The 22,207-nt window shown below is 71.5% G+C and carries 18 protein-coding genes and 1 pseudogene; 11 read left to right on the plus strand and 8 right to left on the minus strand.

What is annotated here, in order from left to right; genetic code table 11:
* Positions 1-22: 22 nt before the first annotated feature.
* Positions 23-1,324: a protein kinase gene (locus AB0C26_RS28565; RefSeq protein ID WP_360253718.1), complete on the plus strand. Its 1,302-nt coding sequence runs from the start codon at positions 23-25 to the stop codon at positions 1,322-1,324.
* A 33-nt stretch (positions 1,325-1,357) separates the two neighbouring features.
* Here AB0C26_RS28565 and AB0C26_RS28570 read toward each other — a convergent pair whose 3' ends face one another.
* Complete coding sequence (locus AB0C26_RS28570) at positions 1,358-2,059, minus strand: hypothetical protein (RefSeq protein WP_360253720.1); 702 nt, start codon at positions 2,057-2,059, stop codon at positions 1,358-1,360.
* Positions 2,060-2,191: 132 nt separating this feature from the next.
* Positions 2,192-3,982 carry a LamG-like jellyroll fold domain-containing protein gene (locus AB0C26_RS28575; protein ID WP_360253722.1) on the minus strand — a complete coding sequence of 597 codons (1,791 nt, stop codon included), beginning with the start codon at positions 3,980-3,982 and terminating at the stop codon, positions 2,192-2,194.
* 108 nt (positions 3,983-4,090) lie between these two features.
* Here AB0C26_RS28575 and AB0C26_RS28580 point away from each other — a divergent pair, with 108 nt between their 5' ends.
* Positions 4,091-4,525, plus strand: a complete 435-nt coding sequence (locus tag AB0C26_RS28580; RefSeq protein ID WP_360253724.1) for a hypothetical protein — start codon at positions 4,091-4,093, stop codon at positions 4,523-4,525.
* A 6-nt stretch (positions 4,526-4,531) separates the two neighbouring features.
* On the opposite strand, the gene AB0C26_RS28585 is transcribed toward AB0C26_RS28580, so the two are convergent.
* Positions 4,532-5,962, minus strand: a complete 1,431-nt coding sequence (locus tag AB0C26_RS28585; protein WP_360253726.1) for a gluconate:H+ symporter — start codon at positions 5,960-5,962, stop codon at positions 4,532-4,534.
* Between the two features lie 59 nt (positions 5,963-6,021).
* On the opposite strand from AB0C26_RS28585, the gene AB0C26_RS28590 reads away from it, so the two are divergent.
* Positions 6,022-8,088 (plus strand): FUSC family protein, encoded by a 2,067-nt coding sequence (locus AB0C26_RS28590; RefSeq protein WP_360253728.1) that lies wholly within the window; start codon positions 6,022-6,024, stop codon positions 8,086-8,088.
* Positions 8,089-8,098: 10 nt separating this feature from the next.
* On the opposite strand, the gene AB0C26_RS28595 is transcribed toward AB0C26_RS28590, so the two are convergent.
* Both AB0C26_RS28595 and AB0C26_RS28600 read right to left on the minus strand, forming a co-directional pair.
* Complete coding sequence (locus AB0C26_RS28595) at positions 8,099-8,446, minus strand: hypothetical protein (RefSeq protein ID WP_360253730.1); 348 nt, start codon at positions 8,444-8,446, stop codon at positions 8,099-8,101.
* Positions 8,443-8,598: a hypothetical protein gene (locus AB0C26_RS28600; protein WP_360253732.1), complete on the minus strand. Its 156-nt coding sequence runs from the start codon at positions 8,596-8,598 to the stop codon at positions 8,443-8,445. The genes AB0C26_RS28595 and AB0C26_RS28600 overlap by 4 nt, the downstream gene beginning before the upstream one ends.
* A gap of 131 nt (positions 8,599-8,729) precedes the next feature.
* Between AB0C26_RS28600 and AB0C26_RS28605 the strand changes: the two genes are divergently transcribed.
* Positions 8,730-10,214, plus strand: coding sequence for an MFS transporter (locus AB0C26_RS28605; protein WP_360253734.1), 1,485 nt, complete (start codon positions 8,730-8,732; stop codon positions 10,212-10,214).
* On the plus strand, positions 10,211-10,807 hold the full coding sequence (locus AB0C26_RS28610; RefSeq protein ID WP_360253736.1) for a TetR family transcriptional regulator: 597 nt from the start codon (positions 10,211-10,213) through the stop codon (positions 10,805-10,807). The genes AB0C26_RS28605 and AB0C26_RS28610 overlap by 4 nt, the downstream gene beginning before the upstream one ends.
* On the opposite strand, the gene htpG is transcribed toward AB0C26_RS28610, so the two are convergent.
* On the minus strand, positions 10,804-12,636 hold the full coding sequence (gene htpG, locus AB0C26_RS28615) for a molecular chaperone HtpG (RefSeq protein WP_360253738.1): 1,833 nt from the start codon (positions 12,634-12,636) through the stop codon (positions 10,804-10,806). The genes AB0C26_RS28610 and htpG overlap by 4 nt on opposite strands.
* 65 nt (positions 12,637-12,701) lie before the next feature.
* Positions 12,702-13,985: a citrate synthase gene (locus AB0C26_RS28620; RefSeq protein WP_360253740.1), complete on the minus strand. Its 1,284-nt coding sequence runs from the start codon at positions 13,983-13,985 to the stop codon at positions 12,702-12,704.
* Positions 13,986-14,147: 162 nt separating this feature from the next.
* On the opposite strand from AB0C26_RS28620, the gene AB0C26_RS28625 reads away from it, so the two are divergent.
* From AB0C26_RS28625 to AB0C26_RS28650, 6 genes are all read left to right on the plus strand, one after another.
* Entirely contained in the window at positions 14,148-14,969 is an 822-nt protein-coding gene (locus AB0C26_RS28625) for a universal stress protein (protein WP_360253742.1), read from the plus strand.
* 39 nt (positions 14,970-15,008) lie between these two features.
* A complete protein-coding gene (locus AB0C26_RS28630) occupies positions 15,009-17,300 on the plus strand; it encodes an EAL domain-containing protein (RefSeq protein ID WP_360253744.1) in 2,292 nt (763 codons plus the stop codon).
* 290 nt (positions 17,301-17,590) lie between these two features.
* Positions 17,591-18,364, plus strand: coding sequence for an exodeoxyribonuclease III (locus AB0C26_RS28635; protein ID WP_360253746.1), 774 nt, complete (start codon positions 17,591-17,593; stop codon positions 18,362-18,364).
* Between the two features lie 97 nt (positions 18,365-18,461).
* The gene (locus AB0C26_RS28640) at positions 18,462-20,165 is read left to right on the plus strand and encodes a SpoIIE family protein phosphatase (protein ID WP_360253748.1); all 1,704 of its coding nucleotides are present in this window, start codon (positions 18,462-18,464) and stop codon (positions 20,163-20,165) included.
* A complete protein-coding gene (locus AB0C26_RS28645; protein WP_360253750.1) occupies positions 20,162-21,184 on the plus strand; it encodes a cobalamin-dependent protein in 1,023 nt (340 codons plus the stop codon). Before AB0C26_RS28640 ends, AB0C26_RS28645 begins: the two co-directional genes overlap by 4 nt.
* A 259-nt stretch (positions 21,185-21,443) precedes the next feature.
* A complete protein-coding gene (locus tag AB0C26_RS28650) occupies positions 21,444-21,686 on the plus strand; it encodes a hypothetical protein (protein WP_360253752.1) in 243 nt (80 codons plus the stop codon).
* 228 nt (positions 21,687-21,914) lie between these two features.
* On the opposite strand, the pseudogene AB0C26_RS28655 reads toward AB0C26_RS28650, so the two are convergent.
* A pseudogene (locus AB0C26_RS28655) lies at positions 21,915-22,194 on the minus strand (DUF1801 domain-containing protein); the annotation flags it as partial.
* Positions 22,195-22,207: the final 13 nt, after the last annotated feature.

Raw genomic sequence — 22,207 nt, forward strand, 5'->3', positions numbered from 1 at the left:
CCGGTCGGGTAGAGGAGAGGCTATGCCTTCCCCAGGAGAGATGTACGGCGGCCGGTATCGGCTGGACGAGCGGATCGCCGCCGGTGGCATGGGCGAGGTCTGGCGGGGCACCGACACGGTGCTCGGCCGGGACGTCGCGGTCAAGACGCTGCACGCCGATCGGGCCGGCGACCCCAACTTCCAGACGCGCTTCCGCAACGAGGCGCGGGCCATGGCCGCCCTGCACCATCCGGGCGTGGCCGACGTGTACGACTTCGGCGAGACCGAGGGCGGCACCGACGCGTTCATCGTGATGGCCCGGGTCGAGGGCGAGCCGCTCCATCAGCGGATCGCCGCGCGCGGCCGGCTGAGCGCCGACGAGACGCTGTCGGTGGTGTCGCAGGCCGGGCGGGCGCTCGAGGCGGCGCACCGGGCCGGCATCGTGCACCGCGACGTCAAGCCCGGCAACCTGATCATCAAGCCGGACGGCACGGTGGTGCTGGTCGACTTCGGGGTGGCCCGGCAGGCCGACACCGCGACCATGACCGCGGCCGGCGAGGTGGTCGGCACGGCGATGTACATCGCGCCCGAGCAGGTGTCGAAGGAGCCGATCACCCCGGCCGTGGACGTCTACGCGCTGGGCGTCGTCGCGTACCACTGCCTGGCCGGTCAGCCGCCGTTCCTCGGCGACAACCCGGTCGCCATCGCGATGCAGCATCTCAACGAGCCACCGCCGCCGTTGCCGGACGACGTGCCGCCGGCCGTGCAGGCCCTGGTCCTGCGGGCCATGGCCAAGCGGCCCGAGGACCGGTTCGCGTCGGCGGCGGCGATGGCCGGCGCGGCCGATCAGATCCTGGCCGGCGTCGACACCACGACCGTGCTCGCTGCCATCGCCCCTCCGGCGGGAACGACGGCGGCGCTTCCCGCGCGACAGGAGAACGCCCGCGGCCGTAAGCCGCTGATCGCGGCCGCCGCGGCTGTTCTGGTGCTGGCCGCGGCGGCGCTGGCGCTGGCGCTGACCTGGCCGGACGACGAGCAGACCCCGCCGGACACGCAGCCGTCGGCCACCGTCGGAGCCTCCGCCGGCACGGGCAACGCGCCGGCCAGGACGCCGACCAGCACGCCGAAGAGGACGTCGAACCCGGCACCGTCACGGTCGCAGCAGCCGGTGCCGGCCACCACCCGGCCGTCGGCGCCGGTCACCTCCACCACGACCTCGCCCAGCTCGGACGAGTCGGGTCCCTCGGAGCCGGAGACGTCGGCGCCGCCGGAGACCACCGCCCCGCCGGAGGAGACCGAGGGTCCCGAGGAGAACGCGAGCACCCCGGCCGGCGCCGGAGAATGAGAAAGGGGGCCTCGCGGCCCCCTTTCGCCTGGCTCAGTCCACTTGGACCATGGTCAGTGCCGCCACTTGCTTCTGGAGCTGGGCGACCTGCTCGCTCAGCTCGGCGATCTGCCGGGACAGGTCGTTCAGCGGCTGCTTGCTCGGCGCGTACCGCTGGAAGTCCCCGGCCGGCTGATTCACGTTGGTGTAGGGGTTGCGCAGGCGGAAGTCCCAGACCCGCTCCTCCACCTTGTTGATCTCGCCCGCGATCCAGGACTTGTCAGAGGAAGTGAGAGCCACCGGTATGTCCTCCAGATGCCAGGAAGCCGTCGAGGCTTCGAGGGACGTGGTGTACGACGACGAGAAGTGCGCGTGGTGGTCGTGCGGGTTGGCGCCGCTGTAGGGCTGCTGCTTCCAGCCGTTGCTCTGCTGCCAGATGCGCCGGTTGAAGATGATGTAGCGCAGCCGCTTCTCGGCGCCGGACCGGCACCGCCGCAGCAGGAACTGCACCACCGTCTCCATGGTCAGCCCGGGCTCACGCAGGTCGACGTCGACGTCGATCGCGTGCACCTCGTGGATCTTGTCGGCGTCGTGGATCGGCACGTTGCCGACCTCGTCGTCGTTGTGGTCCGACTGCGTCGCCTGGTGAGCGCTGTCCCCGATCGAGCCGTCGCTGCTCTTGTCGCGGTTGGGCGCGATCGTGGTGAACTCGGAGCGCAGCTTCACCAGGCACGGGACCAGAATCCAGTCGGCCATGCGTCAGCTCCTCACGCTGCGTAGACGACGGCAGGCAGGTCAACAGTACCCGGGGTCGACGGTCGTCATTCCGATCAGGGGACCTCGCCCGCCCCCCATCGGGTGACCCGCTGTCACCACTGTCGCGCCTCGTCAGCCGATGTGGATCCAGACGTCGTCGAGTGAACCGTGGAACTGGTCGTTGTTCCTGCCCACGCCCTTGCCGCCGATGCTGAACGGCTGCGAGGACACGATCGAGAGGCTTTCCGGTACGGCGGTAGTGGCCTGGACCTGGTCGTCCACCACGACGGCGAGCGTCGGGCCGGTGCGGCGGCACTCGATCGTGTGCCAGCCGTCGTCCATGATCGACTGTCGGCCGCGGGCCACGTACGACTGACCGCCGTCCTTGCCGGTCAGCACGCAGCTGGGCTTGCCGGTCGTGCCCTCCAGCTGCGCCTTGTACTGGCCGCCGGCACCCGCGAGGCCCTTCTGGAGCAGGTTCTGGCTGGTCCTGGTCGTGCCCGGGCGCACCGTCACGCCGTACCGGAAAGGCTTGTCGCCGGGGTTGAGATCCGGCGTGTCGGCCGCCTGCAGGACCAGCTTCGGGCAGGCGTCCTCGGCGCAGCCGGGCGGGAACGACAGGGCCTGGCCGGAGCCGTGCGGGGTCAGGGCGATCCTGCCGCCGTCGCGCATCACGGCCCGCAGCAGGTGACCGTGGCCGGAGCCGTCGTCGAAGGTGCCGTCGGCGATCGTCGTGTCGAAGTTGTACGAGGCCACCGGGCCGGTCGCGGGACCGCCCTCCTCCCGCGCCGGCACGCCGTTGAAGGCGGCGTAGCGCTTGCGCGGGGTCGCGTTGACCGTGGTGAAGTCACCGACCGCGCTGATCGAGCCGAGGGCGGGACTGGTGGCGATCTGCCGGGTGCCGGCCACGCCGTTGGCCTGCGGCGCCCACTCGAGCAGGTTGCCCTGCGCGTCCACGGCGGCCAGCTTGCCGCGGGTCACCGAGCCGTCGGTGCAGACCCCGCGCACGCCGTTGTTGCCGGTCGTGCAGGCCTTGTCGAAGTGGCCGCCGACGTAGGTGATGCCGTCCAGCACCGCGATGGCCTGGGCGTCACCGTCGAAGACCCGGGTCCAGCGGGTCGCGCCGGCCCTCGTGTAGGCGACGGCGCGGCCGCCCTGGCCACCGAGGGCGGCGTAGACCCCGTTGGCGTCGGCGGCGAGAGCGAAGACCTGAGAGACCGGCTTGGGTACGAAGGAAGCGTCCGTCACGCCCGTGGCCGGGTCGACCGCCGAGAGCCGGATCGTCGAGCTCACGTTGTTGGTGCGGTGGAACCGGCCGCCCACGTAGACGCGGTCGCTGGTGACGGCGAGCGCGTTGACGGTGTCGTCGGCCGAGGGCGCCCAGGCGTCGAGCGCGCCGGAGCTCAGCGTGAACGCGGCCAGATTGGCCCGCGGCACGCCGTCCACAGCCGAGAGGCGGCCGGCCAGATAGAGCCGGCCGTTGCCGGTGGCGAGGGCGTTGGGCTGGCCGGTCACCGAGTGCCGCATGCTGGTCAGCAGGCCGCTGGTGGCGCCGATGGCGGCCACCGCGTCGCGGGCCTCGCCGTTGACGACGTCGAAGTCGCCGGCCGCGTAGACCACGTCGCCGGCGACCGCGAGCGCGCGGACGTTGGCGTCGGCGCTGGGCTGCCAGTCGAGCAGCGCGCCGGTGCGGGCGTTGAAGGCCGCGAGCCGCGTGCGCGCGACGTTGCGGCCGCCGACGATCGCGGTGGTGAAGTTGCCTCCCACGTAGACGGTGTCACCGCGGTACACGACCGCGTAGACCGGGCCGTTGAACGAGGGGGCGGCGGAGGGTTCGGAGGTGACCACCCCGGCGAGGGCGGCACCGGCCGCGACTACGACGCCGGCGATCGCGAGGGCGGCACTTTTTCGGAGGTTGCGCACATTGGTCGTTAACTACGCTTTTCGTACGAGGTTGCGGCGCCGGCCGGGTGGCGCCCGTGACGGCGGCCACTATGCTTCCTGCGTACGGAATCGAAAAGGGAGAATGCCGTGTCTCGACGCCGCCTGCTGCCCGCCGCCTTGATCGCGACGGCGGCCCTGGCCGCCGGATGCGAGATCGACATCGCGCCCGAGGCGGTGCCGCCGCCGATCAGCATCAACCCGACGCCGTCCGGCTCGGCCGGCGTGCCCGAGTACGTGTGCACGGCCGTGTACAAGACCCTGACCGAGGGGGCGCTCAAACTGGCGCCGTGGATCGGCAGCTCCAGCGACGAGGCCAAGGCGAAGATCAAGCAGACCTTCACCGACATGGCCGCGCAGGTCGACGCCGAGGTCGCCCGGACGACGGAGCCCGGGCTCAAGAGCGCGCTCCAGGACATCTCGGGCGACCTGACCGCCGGGGCGCGGCTGAGCGACCCGGCGGCGTACGTCAAAGGCGATTTCCAGACCGTCGGCCAGAAGCTCGACGGGAAGTGCGGCGCCTGACTTTCGTCACACGAAGATGCTCAGGATCATCACGCAGGCGAAGCCCACCACCGAGATGATCGTCTCCATCACCGACCAGGTCTTGATGGTCTGGCCCACGGTCATCCCGAAGTATTCCTTGACCAGCCAGAACCCGGCGTCATTGACGTGCGAGAAGAAGAGCGAGCCGCTGCCGATGGCCAGCGCCAGCAGCGCCACCTCAGGCTTGTCGAGCGTCGCGGCCAGCGGGGCCACGATGCCGGCGGCGGTGATCGTCGCGACCGTGGCCGAGCCCGTCGCGACCCGGATGCCGACCGCGACCAGCCAGCCCAGCAGCAGCGCGTTGATGTTCGCGTCCTGAGCGGCGTCGGCCACCACGTTGCCGACACCCGCGTTCACCAGCACCTGCTTGAAACCGCCGCCGGCGGCCACGATGAGCAGGATGCCGGCGACCGGCGGCAGGGCGCCGCCGACCACGGCGGAGGTCTGCTGCCGGTTGAAGCCGGCCCGCTTGCCCAGCGTGTACATCGCGATCAGGACGCCGGCCAGCAACGCCACGATCGGCTCGCCGATGGTCTCCAGGACCGACCGGACGCCGTTGCCCTCGTCCAGGGTCAGCTCGGCGATGGCCCGGGCCAGCATGAGAACGATCGGCACCAGGACGGTGAGCACGGCCGGCCAGAACCCGGGATTGTGGGTCGGCCGGGGCTTGCCCTTCTCCTCCACCACGTCGCCCAGGTCGTCGGCGGTCGAGATGCCCGATCCGCCGGCCGCGGGAGTCGCCCCGGCCAGCGCCGGAACCCGCAGCGGGACCCGCTTGGCGATGAAGTTGCCGAAGACCGGGCCGGCCACGATCACGGTGGGGATCGCGCAGATGATGCCGAACAGCAGGGTCAGCCCCAGGTCGGCGTTGAGGTTCGAGATGGCGACCAGCGGGCCCGGGTGCGGCGGCACGAGACCGTGCAGCACCGAGAGGCCGGCCAGCGCCGGGATGCCGATGCGGAGAAGACCGATGTCGGTACGGCGGGCCACCAGCAGCACGATCGGCACCAGCAGCACCACGCCGACCTCGAAGAACAGCGGCAGGCCGATCAGGGCCGCCACTCCCGCCATGGCCCACGGCAGGGCCGAGCCGGAGACGCTGTTGACGATCCGGTTCACGATGCCGTCGGCACCGCCGGAATCGGCCAGCAGCGCCCCGATCATCGCACCGAGCGCGATCAGCACGCCGACACTGCCGGTGGTACTGCCGAGCCCGGCGGTGAAGGAGTCGATGGTGTCACCGGCCGACGCGCCGGCGACGAGGCCGAGCACCCCCGACCCGATGATCAGCGCGAGGAACGGATGCCACTTCGCCCAGGCGATGAGTAGCACGACAGCGATGATGCCGAGCACAGCGGCGAGAACCAGCTGCGTGGTCCCGGCGTCCGTGATGGCCTCAGCGGCGAGGGGCGTCATTTTCGGGCGGATACCCAAGGCGAACGCTTTTCAATCTTGGCTGGGTAATGTCGGACCTGGTGAGCCCACGCACAGTCCCCGCCGACCTGCGCGCCGCGGTCCGGGTCCGCCCGGCCGACGCGGCGTGGGCCTTCGCGCTCCGCGCCGGCCTGGCCGTCGCGGTGCCGCTGGTGGTGCTGATCGCTATCGGTCACACGGCGTGGGCCGGGGTGGCCACGTTCGGGGCGTTCACGGCGCTCTACGGCCGGGACGAGCCCTACCGCCGCCGGGCGGTGATCCTGACGTTCAGCGCGGCCGGCCTGGTGGCCTGCGTGGTCCTCGGCACGCTGGCCGCGCTGGCCCCGCACCCGGAGACCGTCGGGGTGGGGGTGGTCGCCCTGGTCGGCGGCGCGGCCACCCTGCTGTGCAACCGCTACCGGGTGGGACCACCGGCGGGCCTGATGTTCACCTTCGCGGCGGCGGTGGCCAGCGCGTTACCCGCCACGGCGTCGTCGATACCCCGCAACGCGGCCCTGACCGCGGCCGTGGCGGCGGTGGCCTGGCTGATCGTCATGTCGGGGGCGCTGGTGACCCCGGACGCCCCACGCCGCCTGGCCGTGGCCCGAGCCCTGCGCGCCGCCGCGGCCCTGCACGCGGCGCCGGCCGGCCCGGCCGGCTTGCTGGCGCGCCAGCAGGCGGCCCTGGCCGTCGACCGAGCCTGGCGAGCCGTCGCCGCCGGCCGCTGGACCGCCGTTCACCGCACCGGCTCCGCCGCCCCTCATACCTCCCACCTCGCCGGCCCAGCCGCCCTTTACACGTGCCAACCCGTCGACTCGGCCGCCCCTCACACGTCCCATGCCACCAACTCCGCCGCCCCTCCGGCGACCGCTGACACCTCCCGGCCCGCCGCCCCTCGCTCAGCCGTCCACGCCTCCCACCCCGCCGACTCCCTCGCCGCTACGGAAGCCGTCCACACCGTTCACCGCGCCGGCTCCGACGCTCCTTCGCAAGCCGTTCCCGCCGACGAGCCGGACGCCGACGGAAGTTCGGCCAACGGGATGACGGCTGCCGGGCGCCCGGCCAACGGAACAGCGGCCGCCGGAAGCGCAGCGGCCGCGGGTAGCGCAGCGGCCGCGGGTAACGCAACCAACGGAACAGCAGCCGACGGGAGCGCAGCCAACCGGGTGCGGGAGGAGGGGGAACGGGGCGACGAGTTGCGGGCCGAGGAGATCCTGGTCGCGCACGCGGAAACCGAACTCAGCGGGATGCATGGGCACACGGCCGAGGCCGCCGCCGAGCTGCGGGCCCTCGCCGCCCAGGTCAAGGCGCGGGGTCCGATCCCCCACCTGACCGCCACGCCGGCCGAGAACGCCCGGATCGCCGAGCGCCGCCTGGCCGCGCTTCTGCTGCGTGATCTGCCCGCTCCCGGGCCCGGCACGCCCCGGCGCCCGCTCTGGCCGGCGGCCGCCCGTGTCGCCTTCGGGGCGCTCATCGCCGGGGCCGCCGCCGGCATCCTCGTGCATGTCACGGGCCTGCACCACCCGTACTGGGCGGCCGTCTCCGCCGTCGCCGTCCTGCAGACCGCCTCGCTGCGGCTCTCCTCCCAGAAGGCCGTCCAGCGCGCCGGCGGCACCCTCCTCGGCCTGCTCATCGCCGGTGTGGTCGTCTCCGTGCCCGGGGGCCCGTGGGTGATGGTCGCCGGCATCGTGCTGGCCCAGGTGATCGCCGAGCTGCTGGTCATCCGCAACTACGGCCTGGCCATGCTCGCCATCACTCCCCTGGCCCTGCTGGTCGGCGAACTCGGCCACAAGACGCCACCGCTGGACCTGATCGGCGACCGGCTGGTGCAGACGGTTCTGGGCAGTCTGCTGGGCCTGGCCGCCGCCCTGCTGGTCCGTAACCGCGCCGCCAACCGCTACCTCGCCGAGGCCATCACCGCCGTCGAGCGGGGAACCGAGGCGCTGCGCCAGAGCCCGGCGGATCCCATGCTCGAGGCGAGGCGCCTGGCACTGCACGTGGCCACACTTCGTGAGGCGTACGACGTGGCCTCCGGCGAACCCGGCCTCAAGCCCGAGACAACGACCCGCGTCCTGGAGGCCGAACGATCGGCCCGCGCTTCATTGGCGGCCCTGTCCGCCACCGGGTGAGAGCCGCCGCTCAGCGGTCGGTGAGGGCTTGCCACTCGCCGGGCTCGAGGGGGAACGGGTTGCCGCCGGCGGGCATGCGCAGGATCAGGGCCTGGCGGAAGTGGGGGTCGGCACGGAGGTCGGCGCGCGGGATGCTGTGCCAGCGGTCGAAGCGGAGTTCCACCGACGTTCCGGCCGGGGTCGCGTGGGGGTTCGAGACGATCACGCCCAGGGCGGCCAGGCCGCCCGAGGGGCCGCTGTGCCACAGGGCCACCTTGTCGCCCGCGGCTATGCGGTCTCGGTAGCGGCGTACCGTCCAGTCGCCGTCGCCGCAGGCGCCCCGGGCCGGGTTGTGCTGGAAGAGCCAGTGGGCCGTCACGTGGCCAGCTCGCGGACGAAGACGCCCACGTTGCGGAAGACCTCGGCGATGCCGTCGCCGATGCCCTGGGCGATGTCCGCGGCGGGGCCCGGGTTCGTGCCGATGTAGAAGATCACGAGGATGAGCACGATCCAGCCGAGGGCCTTCTTCATCTGCTCGGCTCCCTTCCCGCGCGTGGCCTACGTGATCGTGGCACGTCGGCGCACGAACTTCGCGGATCTTCACCCGCGCGGCACACGGGAAAACTTGACAGCCACTATGAAGTGAGAGCTACTGTCAAAACATGGTTACTTCCACTTCTCGTTGGTACGCCCTGGCGGCGCTCTCCCTGAGCACGTTGGCCGTCGGGCTCGACACCACCGTGTTGAGCGTCGCCCTGCCCACCCTCGCCCGTGATCTGTCCGCCTCGACCGGCGATCTTCAGTGGTTCACCACCGCCTACCTGCTGGTGCTCGCGGCCGCGCTGCTTCCGGCCGGCCTGCTCGGCGACCGGCTGGGCCGCAAACGGATGCTCGTGGGGGCGCTCACCCTGTTCGGCCTCGCCTCCGTGGCCTGCGCCTACGCCCAGAACGCGGAGCAGCTGATCGCCGCCCGGGCTGTTCTGGGCCTCGGCGCGGCCGTGATCATGCCGCTGTCCGGCGCCGTGCTGACCACGCTGTTCGACCGCGCCACCCGGCCGCGGGCCATGTCGATCTGGGTGACCGCCAGCGCGCTCGGCATCCCGCTCGGGCCGCTGCTCGGCGGCTGGCTGCTCGACAACTTCTGGTGGGGCTCGGTCTTCCTCATCAACGTGCCGGTGGTCGTCGTCGGCGTCGCCGCGCTCGCCCGGTGGCTGCCGGAGTCGCGGGGCACGGGCGGCCGGCTCGACGGGCTCGGACTGGCTCTTTCCGCGGCCGGGCTGGTCGCGGTGACGTACGGCGTCATCTCGGTCGGTGACCGCGGCTGGTCCGACGGGCGCTCGCTGGGGACGATCGGCGCCGGTGTGGTGCTGCTGGCCGGTTTCGTCCGGTGGCAACGGCGCGCCTCGACGCCTCTGATCGATCTCGGGCTGTTCCGGTCGCGAGCCTTCACCGGCGGCGCCGCGCTGGCCACCATCGCCAGCTTCGCCATGCTCGGTCTGCTGTTCACGCTGCCGCAGTTCTTCGCCGCGGTCGGCGGCCACGACGCCTTCGGCTCCGGGTTGCGCCTGCTGCCGGTGATCGGCGGCCTGGTCGTCGGCGCCCGGGCGGCCGACATGCTCCGGTCGCGCCTGTCCACCCGTACCACCATCGCCGTCGGTCTTGTTCTGATCGCCGCCGCGTCGTTCCTGGGCGCGCGGACCGAGGTGGCCACCGGCTACGGCTCGATCGCCGTGTGGATCACCCTGGCCGGACTCGGGCTCGGCCTGACTCTGCCGCCCTCGCTCGACGCCGCGCTCGGCGCCCTCTCCCCCGAACAGAGCGGCGTCGGCAACGCCGTGCTTCAGGCCATGCGCCAGGTGGGCGGCGCGATCGGGGTGGCCGTGCTGGGCACGGTCGTCAGCGCCGGCTACCGGAGCGGTGTTCCCGCCTCGGTGGACGACGGGATCGCCACCGCCGTCCGGCTCGGCGACCCGGGCCTGCTGGCCCAGGCGCAGCGGGCCTTCACCCACGGCATGGACCTGTCACTGCTGGTGGCCGGCGCGGTCGCGGCGGCCGGCGTGGTGATCGCGCTGGTGGTCGTGCCGGCCCGCACGCCGGCGCCGCCCGCCGAGGTCAGCGAAGAGGCTTTGGCAGAATCGACGCTATGACCCCTTCCCCCGGTGTGCCGCTCGGCCTGCGTGAACGAAAGAAAGCCAGGACCCGGGCGGCCATTCGGGGGGCCGCGATGCGCCTGTTCGAGGAGCAGGGCTACGCGGCCACCACGGTCGAGCAGATCGCCGAGGCGGCCGAGGTGTCACCGAGCACGTTCTTCCGGTATTTCCCGACGAAGGAAGACACTGTCCTCACCGACGACTACGACCCGCTCATCGTCGAGGCGATCCGAGCCCAGCCCGTCGAGGTGCCGGCCGTGCGGGCCGTCCTGCTGGGCATGCGCGGGGTCTTCGAGAACCTCACCGAGCAGGAGTGGTCGGTCGAGCGCCGCCGCCAGCGGCTGATCGAGACGGTCCCCGAACTGCGCGTCCGTCAGCAACAGCAGACCGTGGCCGCGGTGGACATGCTGGCCGACGCCATCGCCGAGCGCGACGGCCGGCCGGCCGACGAGAACGCCCGCGTGGTGGCGGGCGCCCTCGTCGGCATCGTTCTCGCGGTCAGTCCTCCCGGTGCGGGCTTCCAGCCACACGACTTCGATCGCCTGGAACTGGCCCTGGCCGCGCTGAAGAACAGCCTGAAGGACTTCTAGACGGTACGGGCGAGCCGGTCGGCCAACAGCTTCGCGAACCGGGCCGGGTCGTCCAGGTCGCCGCCCTCGGCCAGCAGCGCCGTGCCGTACAGCAGCTCGGCCGTCTCGGGCAGCGCCTCGTCCGAGGCGTCCCGCTCGTGGGCCGCGCGCAGGCCGCTGACCAGCGGGTGGTTCGGGTTCAGCTCGAGGATCCGCTTGACCCGGGGTCCCTCCTGGCCCATCGCCCTATACATCTTCTCCAGCGTCGGGGTGATGTCGTCGGCGTCGCTCACCAGGCAGGCCGCCGAGGTCGTGAGGCGGTGCGACAGACGTACATCCTTGACCTGCTCCTCCAGACGCTCCTTGAGGAACCCGAGCAGCGGGTCGAAGTCACCTTCCGGCTCCTTGTCCTCGGACGAGTCCGAGGGCAGATCGACGGAACCGCGGGCGATCGACTGGAGCTTCTTGCCGTCGTAGTCGGGCACGGCCTCGACCCAGATCTCGTCGACCGGGTCGGTCAGGATCAGCACCTCGTACCCCTGGGCCTGGAACGCCTCCATGTGCGGCGAGTTCTCGACCTGGGAGCGCGATTCGCCGGTCAGGAAGTAGATCTCCTCCTGGCCCTCCTTCATCCGCTCGACATACGCGGCGAGCGTCGTCGGCTCGCTGCCCGCCGTCGAGGCGAAGGTGGCCACGTCCAGGATCGCCTTCTGGTTGTCCTGGTCGTTGAGCAGGCCTTCCTTGACCGCCCGGCCGAACTCGCGCCAGAACGTCGCGTACTTCTCCGGGTTGTTGTTCAGCAGGTCCTTGATGGTCGACAGCACCTTCTTGACCAGCCGTCGGCGGATCATCTGGATGTGCCGGTCCTGCTGCAGGATCTCCCGCGAGATGTTCAGCGACAGGTCGGCCGCGTCGACCACGCCCTTGACGAACCGCAGGTAGTCGGGGATCAGCTCCCGGCTGTCGTCCATGATGAAGACGCGCTTGACGTAGAGCTGCAGGCCGCGGGCCGAGTCGCGCTGGAACAGGTCGTGCGGGGCGCGCGACGGCAGGAACAGCAGGGCCTCGTACTCGAAGGTGCCCTCGGCCCGCATGTTGATGATCTCGAGCGGCTCGGACCAGTCATGGCTGATGTGCCGGTAGAACTCGTGGTATTCCTCGTCGGACACCTCCGAGCGCGGCCGCGCCCAGAGCGCCTTCATCGAGTTGAGCGTGTCGTCGCCCATCTTGATGGGGAACGAGATGAAGTCCGAGTACTTCTTGACGATCTCCTTGATCTTCCACTCGTCGGTGTAGTCGTAGAGAGCGTCCTCCTCGTCCTTCGGCCGCAGGTGGACGGTGACCGTCGTGCCGACCGGCGCGTCCGGCGCCTCGTCGATGGTGAAGGTGCCCTCGCCGGCCGACTCCCAGCGGGTGCCGTGACCCTCGGTGCCGGCCTTGCGGGTCACCAGCGAGACCCGGTCGGCCACCATGAAGGTCGAGTAGAAGCCGACACCGAACTGGCCGATCAGCTCGGGGCTCTCCTTCGCCTCCTTCAGCTTGCGCAGCAACTCGGCCGTACCCGACTTGGCGATCGTGCCGATCAGGTCGACCACCTCGTCGCGGGTCATGCCGATGCCGTTGTCGCGCACGGTCAGCGTGCGCGCCTCCTTGTCGGCCTCGATCTCGATGTGCAGGTCGGAGGCGTCCGCCTCGAGACCGTCCTGCAACGTCGCCAGGCGCAGCTTGTCCAGCGCGTCCGAGGCGTTCGAGATCAGCTCACGCAGGAAGATGTCCTTGTTCGAATAGATCGAGTGGACCATCAGCTGCAACAACTGCCGAGCTTCGGCTTGAAACTCCAACGTCTCCATGCCCCGATGGTACGAAAACGCCCCGCCGGAGATCCGGCGGGGCGTCGAAGGTTGTTTCGTCCGCGTCAGCGCTTGTCGATCGCGACGAAGTCGCGCTCGGGCGAGCCCGTGTAGAGCTGCCGCGGGCGGCCGATCTTGTTGGCCGGGTCGTTCATCATCTCGGTCCACTGGGCGATCCAGCCGGGCAGGCGGCCCAGCGCGAACAGCACGGTGAACATCTTGGTGGGGAAGCCCATGGCCTTGTAGATGAGGCCGGTGTAGAAGTCCACGTTCGGGTAGAGCTTGCGCGAGACGAAGTAGTCGTCGCTGAGCGCGATCTCCTCGAGCTGGAACGCGAGCTCCAGCAGGGGGTCGGGCTTGTCGAGCGTGTTGAGCATCTCCTGGGCGGCCTTCTTGACGATGGCGGCGCGCGGGTCGTAGTTCTTGTAGACCCGGTGGCCGAAGCCCATGAGCTTGACGCCCTTTTCCTTGTTCTTCACCCGGGTGACGAACGAGTTGACGTCGCCGCCCTCCTTGCGGATCTGCTCGAGCATCTCGAGCACGGCCGCGTTGGCGCCGCCGTGCAGCGGGCCGGAGAGGGCGTTGATGCCGGCCGAGACCGACGCGAACAGGTTGGCCTGCGCCGAGCCGACCAGCCGCACGGTCGACGTGGAGCAGTTCTGCTCGTGGTCGGCGTGCAGGATGAACAGCATGTCCAGGATCTTGGCGATCTTGGGGTCGACGTCGTACTGGACCGTGGGCAGGCCGAACGTCATCCGGAGGAAGTTCTCGACGTAGTCGAGGGAGTTGTCCGGGTACGGCAGCGGGTGGCCGATGCTCCTCTTGTACGCGTACGCGGCGATCGTCGGAAGCTTCGCCATCAGGCGGATGCCCGAGATCTCGACCTGCTCGGCGTCGAGCGGGTCGAGCGCGTCCTGGTAGAACGTGGACAGCGCGGTGGTGGCCGAGGAGAGCACGGCCATCGGGTGGGCGTCGCGCGGGAATCCGGAGAAGAAGGCGCGCATCTCCTCCTGCAGGAGCGTGTGCACCCGGATCTTGTCGCCGAAGTCCTTGAGCTGCTGCGCCGTCGGCAGCGCGTCGTGCATCAGGAGGTACGAGACCTCGAGGAACGTGGATTTCTCGGCCAGCTGCTCGATCGGGAAGCCGCGGTAGCGGAGGATGCCGGCGTCACCGTCGATGTAGGTGATCGCCGACGTGGTGGAGGCGGTGTTCACGAAACCCTGGTCGAGGGTCACATAGCCGGTCTCCTTGAGGAGGGCGCTGACATCGATGCCACCCGGACCCTCGACAGCCTCACGTACCGACATCGACAGTTGCCCGCCGGGATGGTCGAGCTTGACATCCGTCATGTATTTCCCTCGCTTCACCGGCAGATGTCCTACGAATTTTGTCGTTTACCGTAAACCCTCAACCTGAATGGGTCATCAGGCGGCTCCCTGCTGAGGGATTGATCACGAAGAGTGGCGTTCTTGCATAGATAATGGTTGGTATCAAACCCGGAGGTGCACCACATGCGTCGTCCGAGTCCATCGCCCGTCGTCGTAGGCGTCACCGGCACGTCGGCCGGTCTTGCCGCCGTGCGCCTGGCCGCGCGCGAAGCCCTCTCACGCGGCCGTCAACTACGAATCGTCCACGCTTTCACCTGGTCCGATCTCGATCACGACCGAGCCCGCCGAGCCGCCTCCCGGGTGGTCGACGAGGCGATAACCACCGCCCAGCGTTCCACACCAGGGGTGCGCGTGACGGGACAACTCGTCGACGGGCTGCCCGATCGGGTGCTGCTGCGCCTGGCCCGGACCGCCGAACTGCTGGTCGTCGGCGACGACGGCCTCGCCACGACGCCCTGGCTGCCCGAGCAGTCGGTGCTGGTCCAGGCGGTCTCCCGGGCCTGGTGCCCGGTCATGGTGGCCCGCGGGCCCCGCCCTCCGGCCGGTCCGGTGCTGGTGGCGGTCGACGGGTCCGCCCACTCTCTGGTCGCTCTGCAGCACGCGGCCAAGGAGGGCGCACGACACCAGGTCGCCGTCCATGTGGCGCACGTCTGCGCCGATCCCGCCGAGGGGGAACGGCTCGTCGCCCAGGCGGTGCGCTCCTGCCCCGAACTGGACGATCACGAGGTGCACGTGCTCACTGGGGCGCCGGGTCCCACGCTCGTACGCCAGTCCGGGCACGCCCGCATGCTCGTTCTCGGGCACCGGGGCGCCGACGGGGCCGGCCTGATCGGCTCCGTGGCGCGCGAGGTGCTGCACCACGCGGCCTGCCCGACCGTCTTCCCGCACGGCCGGCGGGTACCCTCCCCGCGCAAGCCGATCAGGGGGAACGCCCTGGCCCGGTAACTCCTCAGCCCGGCCGCTTCCGGGTCGAAATGGTCAGTGATGACCGAGAAATGGCGGCTCTTCGGAGTGGCCGGGCTGGCGGCGACGGCCGCGTACACGGCGAACCTGAACTCCGTGGTCAATGCCGTGTGCCTGCTGGCGATCGGGGCCGGCACCGTCTGGGCCTGCTTCACCGGCCCGGGCCGCTTCGGCGCCGAGCCGCGGGTGGCGTGGCGGCTGATGGCCTTCGCCGCGTCCAGCTTCCTGCTCGGCGTACTCGTCCGGCCGGTCGTCGACGACCTCGCGCAGCCGCTGCCGCTGCTGGCCGACGCGGCCACCGTCCCCGGCTACATCATGCTGGCCGCTTTCCTGATCATCCTGCTGCGCTGGCGGGTCAGCATCGACCGGCACGCCGTCCTGGACGGTCTGATCTTCTGCCTGGCCGGCGGCCTGGCGGCGACGCTGCTGCTCGCCGCCCCGGCGGCCGAGATCCAGGAGCGCGACGAGATCCAGAACATGCTGGCCGCGTTCTATCCGCTGTTCGACGTGATCCTGCTGCTGCTCGTGGTCAATCTGACCTTCACCGCGCGGCAGTGGCCGCCGAGCCTGTTCACCCTGCTCGGCACGATGACCATGCTCTTCGTCGGCGACACGGCCTACGCGATCATCGGCACGACCGGCGAGACGTACGCGTCGCCGCTGCTCGACGCGCCGTTCCTGGTGGCCTACGCGATGCTCGGGGTGACCGCCCTGCATCCGTCGATGGTGCAGCTCAGCCGCCCGGCCCGGCCGCCCGTGCAGGCGTGGTCGATCCGGCGGGTGGCGGTGCTCGCGCCCGCCTCGATCACCCCGTTCGTGCTGCTGGTGGTGATCCCCGAGCCGACGCGGGCCGAGCGGCTGACCATCGCCGTGGCCGGGGTGCTGGCCACGGCGCTGTTGCTCGTGCGGGCCGTCTTCGCCGTACGGGCCCAGGTCGTGGCCCAGCTGCGCACCGAGCACCAGGCGCTGCACGACGCGCTCACCGGCCTGCCCAACCGCCTCATGCTCAGCGAGGAGATCGAGCGGCTGCTCGGGCGGGCCGCGCCCGGCGGCCTGCAGCGGGTCTGGGTGTTCGTGCTCGACCTGGACGGCTTCAAGTACGTCAACGAGAGCTGGGGCCACGACACCGGCGACCAGCTCGTCATCGAGCTGAGCCGCCGGCTGCGCTCGGCCGCGCCGGCCGCGGTGCCGGTGGCCGCGCTCGGCGGGGACGAGTTCGCGCTGGCCTACCTGGGCGAGCGCGAGGGCGCGCTGCGCCTCTGCGACGAGGTCAGCCGCTGCTTCGCCGAGCCGTTCTCGATCCGCGGCATCGACGTGACCATCACCGCCTCGATCGGCGTGGCCTCGGCCCCACCCGTCGAATACGGGAGATACGCGCAGGTCACCGAGGCCCTGATGCGTGACGCGGACACCGCCATGTACCGCGCCAAGTCGGAGGGGCCGGGCCACACGACGGTCTTCGACGCGTCCATGCACGAGGAGGTCCGCGAGCGCATCGAGCTCGAGGTGGCCCTGCGCCGGGCCCTCGAGGTCGGGCAGCTGCACGTCGCGTACCAGCCGATCGTCCGGACCAGGACCGGGGTGCCGGTCGGGGCCGAGGCGCTGGCCCGCTGGGTGCACCCCGAGCGCGGGGCGATCTCCCCGGCCGTGTTCATCCCGATCGCCGAGGACGCCGGGCTCATCGGGGCCCTCGGCGACTGGGTCCGCCGCCAGTCGCTGCGCCAGCTCGGCCAGTGGCGGCGCGACGGCACGGTCGGCGACGACTTCTACCTATCCATCAACCTGTCGGCCCGGCAGCTCACCGACCCCGAGCTTCCGCTGATCATCTCGGCCGAGCTGCTCGAGACCGGGGTGCCGGCGCGGTGCGTGGCGCTGGAGATGACCGAGTCGGTGCTGGTCGACCCGGACAGCACCCCCGGCCGGGTGCTCTTCGAACTGCGTGAGCTCGGGGTCCAACTGCTGATCGACGATTTCGGTACGGGGTTCTCCTCGCTGTCCTACCTGCGGCGCTTCCCGGTGACCGGGGTGAAGCTCGATCGTTCCTTCATCATCGGGCTCGGGCAGAGCACCGAGGACGACGAGATCGTCCGGGCCGTGGCGGCCATGAGCTACGCGCTGGGGCTGACCGTGATCGCCGAGGGGGTCGAGACCAGGTTGCAGCGCGACGTGCTGGACGCGATCGGCGTGACCCGGTGCCAGGGCTGGCTCTGGGGGCCCGCCGTGCCGGCGGCGGAGTTCGCGGCGCACTGGCACGTCGCGGGGGCGGCCTCTTTGCACAGTTCTCTTGATTCACCCAGAACCCCTGGCGGTTGAGGGTTCGTTCGGGCATTATTCGCTGACGAGCGTGGTAACGGGGATCACACTCAGGTCAGGTTTAGCTACAGAATTGGTAACAAAGGAGCGACATGTCGGGCCTCGTGGTCGTGCTTCTCGTGCTCATGGCCGGTCTCGCCGCCGCCCTGATCCTCGCCACCGCGCGCCCCCGCCACACACGCCGCCTGTGAGGATTCTTCGCGACGGTGGAGACCTGGATACGTCACTCGCGCGGACGGCCTGGTTGCGGTAGGTCGCGAAGAACCCTCAACATGTAGCACCCTGGGTGGATGCGCTTCGCCACCTGGAACGTCAACTCGGTCAAGGCCCGCCTGCCGCGGCTGCTGGAGTGGCTCGACACCACCAAACCCGACGTGCTGTGCCTCCAGGAGACCAAGGTCGCCGACGGCGCGTTCCCCAGTGACGAGGTCGCCGAGCTCGGGTACGCCACCGCCGCGTACGGGCAAGGTCGTTGGAATGGTGTGGCGATCCTGTCCCGGGCCGGTCTCGAGGACGTGCGCCGCGGCTTTCCCGGCGAGCCGGGCTATCCGGAACCGGAGGCCCGCGCGATCGGCGCCCTCTGCGACGGCATCCGCTTCGTCTCGGTGTACGTGCCGAACGGGCGCACGCCCGACGACCCACACTACGAGTACAAACTGCGCTGGCTGGCCGCCCTGCGCGAGGCGCTGATCCCCGACGTCGCGGCCGGGCCGGTCGTCGTCACCGGCGACTACAACGTCGCCCCGACCGACGCCGACGTGTGGGACCCGGCCGTCTTCGCCGGATCCACCCACGTCACCCCCGCGGAGCGTGCGGCCCTGGCCGCGATCCGTGAGATCGGGCTCCAGGACGTGGTGGCGCGCCCGCTCAAGGGCGATCACCCGTTCACCTATTGGGATTACCGCGCCGGGATGTTCCACCAGAACAAGGGGATGCGGATCGACCTCGTCTACGCCACCCCCGCGATCGCCGGCCGGGTCACAGACGCGGTGGTGGACCGCGAGGCGCGCAAGGGCAAAGGCCCCTCCGACCACGCCCCGATCGTGGTCGACCTCGGCGACTGAACGGCCAGGCCGCACCGGCCGCACCGGCCATTCCACCGGAAAGCACGTAGGCTCTGCAGATCGAAGGAACATCCGGCGGGGAGAGACGGGAGGGACCATGACGGCGCAATCGCCGGTCACCATCGGCGACCGGCTCGTCGAGACGCCCGCACCGGCCCTGCTCCGCGCCGCGCTCGACGCGGCCAGCGAGGCCGTGCTGCTGTGCGGCGCCACCGACGACAAGATCTTGCTGGTCAACGCGGCCGCCGCCGCGCTGGTGCCGGGCCTGGCCCCCGGCGGCCTGGCCACCGCCGGCCCACTGCCCGGCCTGGCCGCCGCGGTCGCCGCGGGCGAGGACAGCTTCACCGACGAGTTCGCCGGACGCCACCTCGACGGCCGGCGCCGCGCCCTCGGCGACGACCACTACGGATGGTACCTGCGCGATCGCACCGAGGAAGTGGTTCGGGCCGACGCGCTGCAGGCCGAGCGCGCCCGCACGGCGTTCCTGGCCGAGGCCGGCCGGCGCCTGTCCGCCTCACTCCACCAGGGCCGCTGCCTGCGGATCACCGCCGAACTGGCGGTGGCCCACCTGGCCGACGCCGCGATCGTCGTGCTGCCGGTCAACCGCCGGCACAGCGTCTGGGTCCGGCTCGTCGCCGGCGGCACCGTCCAGGAGGGCCGGCTCCGGGAGAACGTGCTGCCCGACGTGCCCGGCCTGGTCGAGGTGCTGGGCGGCTTCCCGCCCATCCCGAGCAAGTGGCTCGACGCCGCCCAGGCACCCGAGTGGCTGCTGCCCGACGACTTCAGCCCGATAGGGGCGCTGCTGGTCACGCCGCTGCCCGGCAACGCCGAGCCGGCCGGCGCGCTCATCCTGGCCCGCCGCGGCGCCGAGGCTCAGTTCAGCCCCGAGGACGAGATGCTCGCCCGGATCTTCGCGGCCCGGGCCGGCGCCGCCATCTCGGCCGCCGGCCTCTACCGCGAGCAGGTCGACACCACCGCCGTGCTCCAGGCCGACCTGCTGCCGCCCGAGCTGCCCCAGCCCGACGGCATCGAACTGGTCGGCTCCTACCAGGCGGCCAAGGAGGCGCTGCGTATCGGCGGCGACTTCTACGACGTCTTCGGCCCGACCGAGAAGAGCGCCGACACGGTCATCGCGCTCGGCGACGTCTGCGGCAAGGGCCCCGAGGCGGCCGTGCTGACCGGCAAGGTCCGCCAGACGCTGCGCGCGCTGCGCCTGGTCGAGGCCACCCCCGGCGACATGCTGCGGGTGCTCAACCAGGCCCTGCTCCAGTCGACCCGCCAGCACCGGTTCGTCACCATGGTGGTGGGCTCGGTCAGCCGCGGCGACCACGGCCGGGTCAAGCTGACCCTGGCCACCGGCGGCCACCCGCCGCCGCTGGTGCTGCGCACCGACGGCACGGTCGAGGAGGTGCCGACCAGCGGCACGCTGATCGGCGCGGTGGCCCGCACGGTCGTCCGGCCGGCCGACATCGAACTCGCCCCCGGCGAGCTGTGCCTGCTCTACAGCGACGGCCTGACCGAGGCCCGGGGCGGGGCGTCGGGCACCGAGGAGTACGGCGAGGCCCGCCTGCGCGACGCCCTGTCCGGCTGCCGGGGCATGCCCGGCGCGGCCGCGGTGGAGCGCATCCGCCAGCTCGTCTCCGACTGGGTGCATGGCGGCGCCCGCGACGACATCGCGATGCTGGCCGTACGGGCCCCCGACCGCACCCAGCTCAGCCTCCGCACGGGCGCCCGCAACGCCTCGCCGTTCGCCATCGACGCTTCCCGGCGAGGTGACCGGCGCGTCAGGCAGCGGACATGACAGTACCCACGTCGCTGCGCTCCGGCCTGGCCGACGACTATCTCCAGCTGGTCGGCGACAGCGACGAGTACGGCGCGGTCGCCCTGGTCACCGGCCTGCTGGACGAGGGCGTGCCGCCCCAGCGCATCATGATGGACCTGATCGCCGGCACCCAGGCCCGCGTGGGCGAGCTGTGGGCGGCCAACGAGTGGACGGTGGCCCGCGAACACGCGGCCACGGCGATCAGCGAGCGCGCCCTGGCCGCGGTGGCGGCCCGCACGTCGGTGCGACCGACCCGGGGCAGCATCACCATCGCCTGCGTCGACGGTGAGTGGCACGCGCTGCCTATCCGCCTGCTGGCCGAGATGCTGCGCCTGGACGGCTGGCGGGTCGACTTCCTGGGCGCCAACGTCCCCGGCCAGCATCTGGTCACCCACCTGCACCAGACGGGACCGGACGCGGTCGCCCTCAGCTGCATGATCGCCACCCGCCTCCCCCGCGCCCACGCGGCCATCACGGCCTGCCGCGCGGCCGGCATCCCGGTGATCGCGGGCGGCCGCGGCTTCGGCCCCGGCGGCCGCTACGCGCAACACCTGGGCGCGGACGCCTGGGCGGCCGGCGCGGAGGAAGCGGTGCGGCGCCTGGCCCGCAACTGGCCGCCGCACTCCCCCGACCCCCAGCTGTCGGCGTTCCTGGGCGACGAGGAGTACACGTACGTGGTCCGCCACCGCGGCGACCTGATCGCCACGGCCATGACGACGCTGGCCGAGGCGTACCCGCGCCTGCGCGACTACAACACCCGCCAGCTGGACGCGACCACCGAGGACCTGGCCCACATCGTCGACTTCCTGGCCGCGGCCCTGTACGTCAGCGAGACCCAGATCTTCACCGACTTCATCACCTGGACCGCCGCCGTCCTGGAAGCCCGCGGCGTGCCCCCGGTGGCCCTGCGCGTCGGCCTGGAGGCGGTGCGCGCCCAGCTCCTCGACTTCCCCACCGCCGTCGCCGTCCTCAACGCCGGCTCCCAGCTGGTCAGATAAATCGCTCGCGCCCCCCTGCGGCGGGCGCTACCGTGCTCCACATGATCTGACAGCTCCTCCGGCCTTCGCCCTCTCCGGTCCCCTCTCGCGGGACCGTCGACTGTGGGCGGCGCCGTTGATCGTGCTCGGTTCCGGGTGTTCCGGTGGTGGTCCGCCGTGGAGACGCCTCAGCGCCGACACCCGGAGCGCGCTCATCTTCTCTCACCACGGCTTCGCACTGCCCGGCCCGGCGTTCGCGCCGGGCCTCGAGGAGGCCCGCATGCCTGCCCAGCCCTTCACCGTTCACGTGGACGCCGACGACCTCGCCGCCAACGACCTGGCGGCCGGCCTGTTCGGCCCGTCCACGACCAGTCCCACCGGCCGCCGCGACGTCGCCGCCGACGCCCAGCACCACGGCGCCCGCGACGCCCGCCAGGACGCCCGCGAACGTTCCGGCCGCTCCCGTTCGGGCCGCGCCGCCGGCGCCACCTCGGGCCGCTCCTACGCCTTCCGGCGCAGCTGATCCCCCGGCCCGGCACTCCTCGGGGTGCCGGGCCCGCACCGGACAGCTCAGGATCGCTGGTTCCGGGGCCTGTCCGGCGCGTTCGACGAGCTCGGCCAGCCTTTCCGCCCCTGTCCCGGCCAGCCTTTCCGCCCCTGTCCCGGCCAGCCTTTCCGCCCCTGTCCCGGCCGGCCTTTCCGCCGCTGTCCCGGCCAGCCTTTCCGCCGCTGTCCCGATCACACCGGACAGGGCGTACGAGGTCGGCCACAGCCCACCGTCGTCGTCGAGAGCGGCCCCGGCGCTGAACCCGAACGTCGAGTACCGCTGCCCGTCGGCCCGCCCGCTGCGAAAGAAGCTAGAGCTCGAGCGCGGCGCTGGTCACGATGGTGTGCACCCGCTCGGCCGGAGCACGGTCCGGCTCCGCCATCCGCGCGATCTTCGCCAGCACGTCCGCCTCGGCGGCGGCCTTGTCCGCGCCGCGGCGCCTCTCCTTGCGCAGCTCGGCTGCCCGTTCCTTGATCGCCGCGCGCGCCCGGAGAACC

This window comes from Actinoplanes sp. NPDC048796 (assembly GCF_040650035.1).
Classification (GTDB): Bacteria; Actinomycetota; Actinomycetes; order Mycobacteriales; family Micromonosporaceae; genus Actinoplanes.

Coding starts and splice junctions, on each gene's coding strand:
- AB0C26_RS28630 (WP_360253744.1), top strand. CDS start 15,009: ATGACCGAGAAATGGCGGCTCTTCGGAGTGGCCGGGCTGGCGGCGACG.
- AB0C26_RS28650 (WP_360253752.1), top strand. CDS start 21,444: ATGCCTGCCCAGCCCTTCACCGTTCACGTGGACGCCGACGACCTCGCC.
- AB0C26_RS28645 (WP_360253750.1), top strand. CDS start 20,162: ATGACAGTACCCACGTCGCTGCGCTCCGGCCTGGCCGACGACTATCTC.
- AB0C26_RS28620 (WP_360253740.1), bottom strand. CDS start 13,985: ATGACGGATGTCAAGCTCGACCATCCCGGCGGGCAACTGTCGATGTCG.
- AB0C26_RS28585 (WP_360253726.1), bottom strand. CDS start 5,962: ATGACGCCCCTCGCCGCTGAGGCCATCACGGACGCCGGGACCACGCAG.
- AB0C26_RS28565 (WP_360253718.1), top strand. CDS start 23: ATGCCTTCCCCAGGAGAGATGTACGGCGGCCGGTATCGGCTGGACGAG.
- AB0C26_RS28570 (WP_360253720.1), bottom strand. CDS start 2,059: ATGGCCGACTGGATTCTGGTCCCGTGCCTGGTGAAGCTGCGCTCCGAG.
- AB0C26_RS28625 (WP_360253742.1), top strand. CDS start 14,148: ATGCGTCGTCCGAGTCCATCGCCCGTCGTCGTAGGCGTCACCGGCACG.
- AB0C26_RS28640 (WP_360253748.1), top strand. CDS start 18,462: ATGACGGCGCAATCGCCGGTCACCATCGGCGACCGGCTCGTCGAGACG.
- AB0C26_RS28600 (WP_360253732.1), bottom strand. CDS start 8,598: ATGAAGAAGGCCCTCGGCTGGATCGTGCTCATCCTCGTGATCTTCTAC.
- htpG (WP_360253738.1), bottom strand. CDS start 12,636: ATGGAGACGTTGGAGTTTCAAGCCGAAGCTCGGCAGTTGTTGCAGCTG.
- AB0C26_RS28635 (WP_360253746.1), top strand. CDS start 17,591: ATGCGCTTCGCCACCTGGAACGTCAACTCGGTCAAGGCCCGCCTGCCG.
- AB0C26_RS28605 (WP_360253734.1), top strand. CDS start 8,730: ATGGTTACTTCCACTTCTCGTTGGTACGCCCTGGCGGCGCTCTCCCTG.
- AB0C26_RS28610 (WP_360253736.1), top strand. CDS start 10,211: ATGACCCCTTCCCCCGGTGTGCCGCTCGGCCTGCGTGAACGAAAGAAA.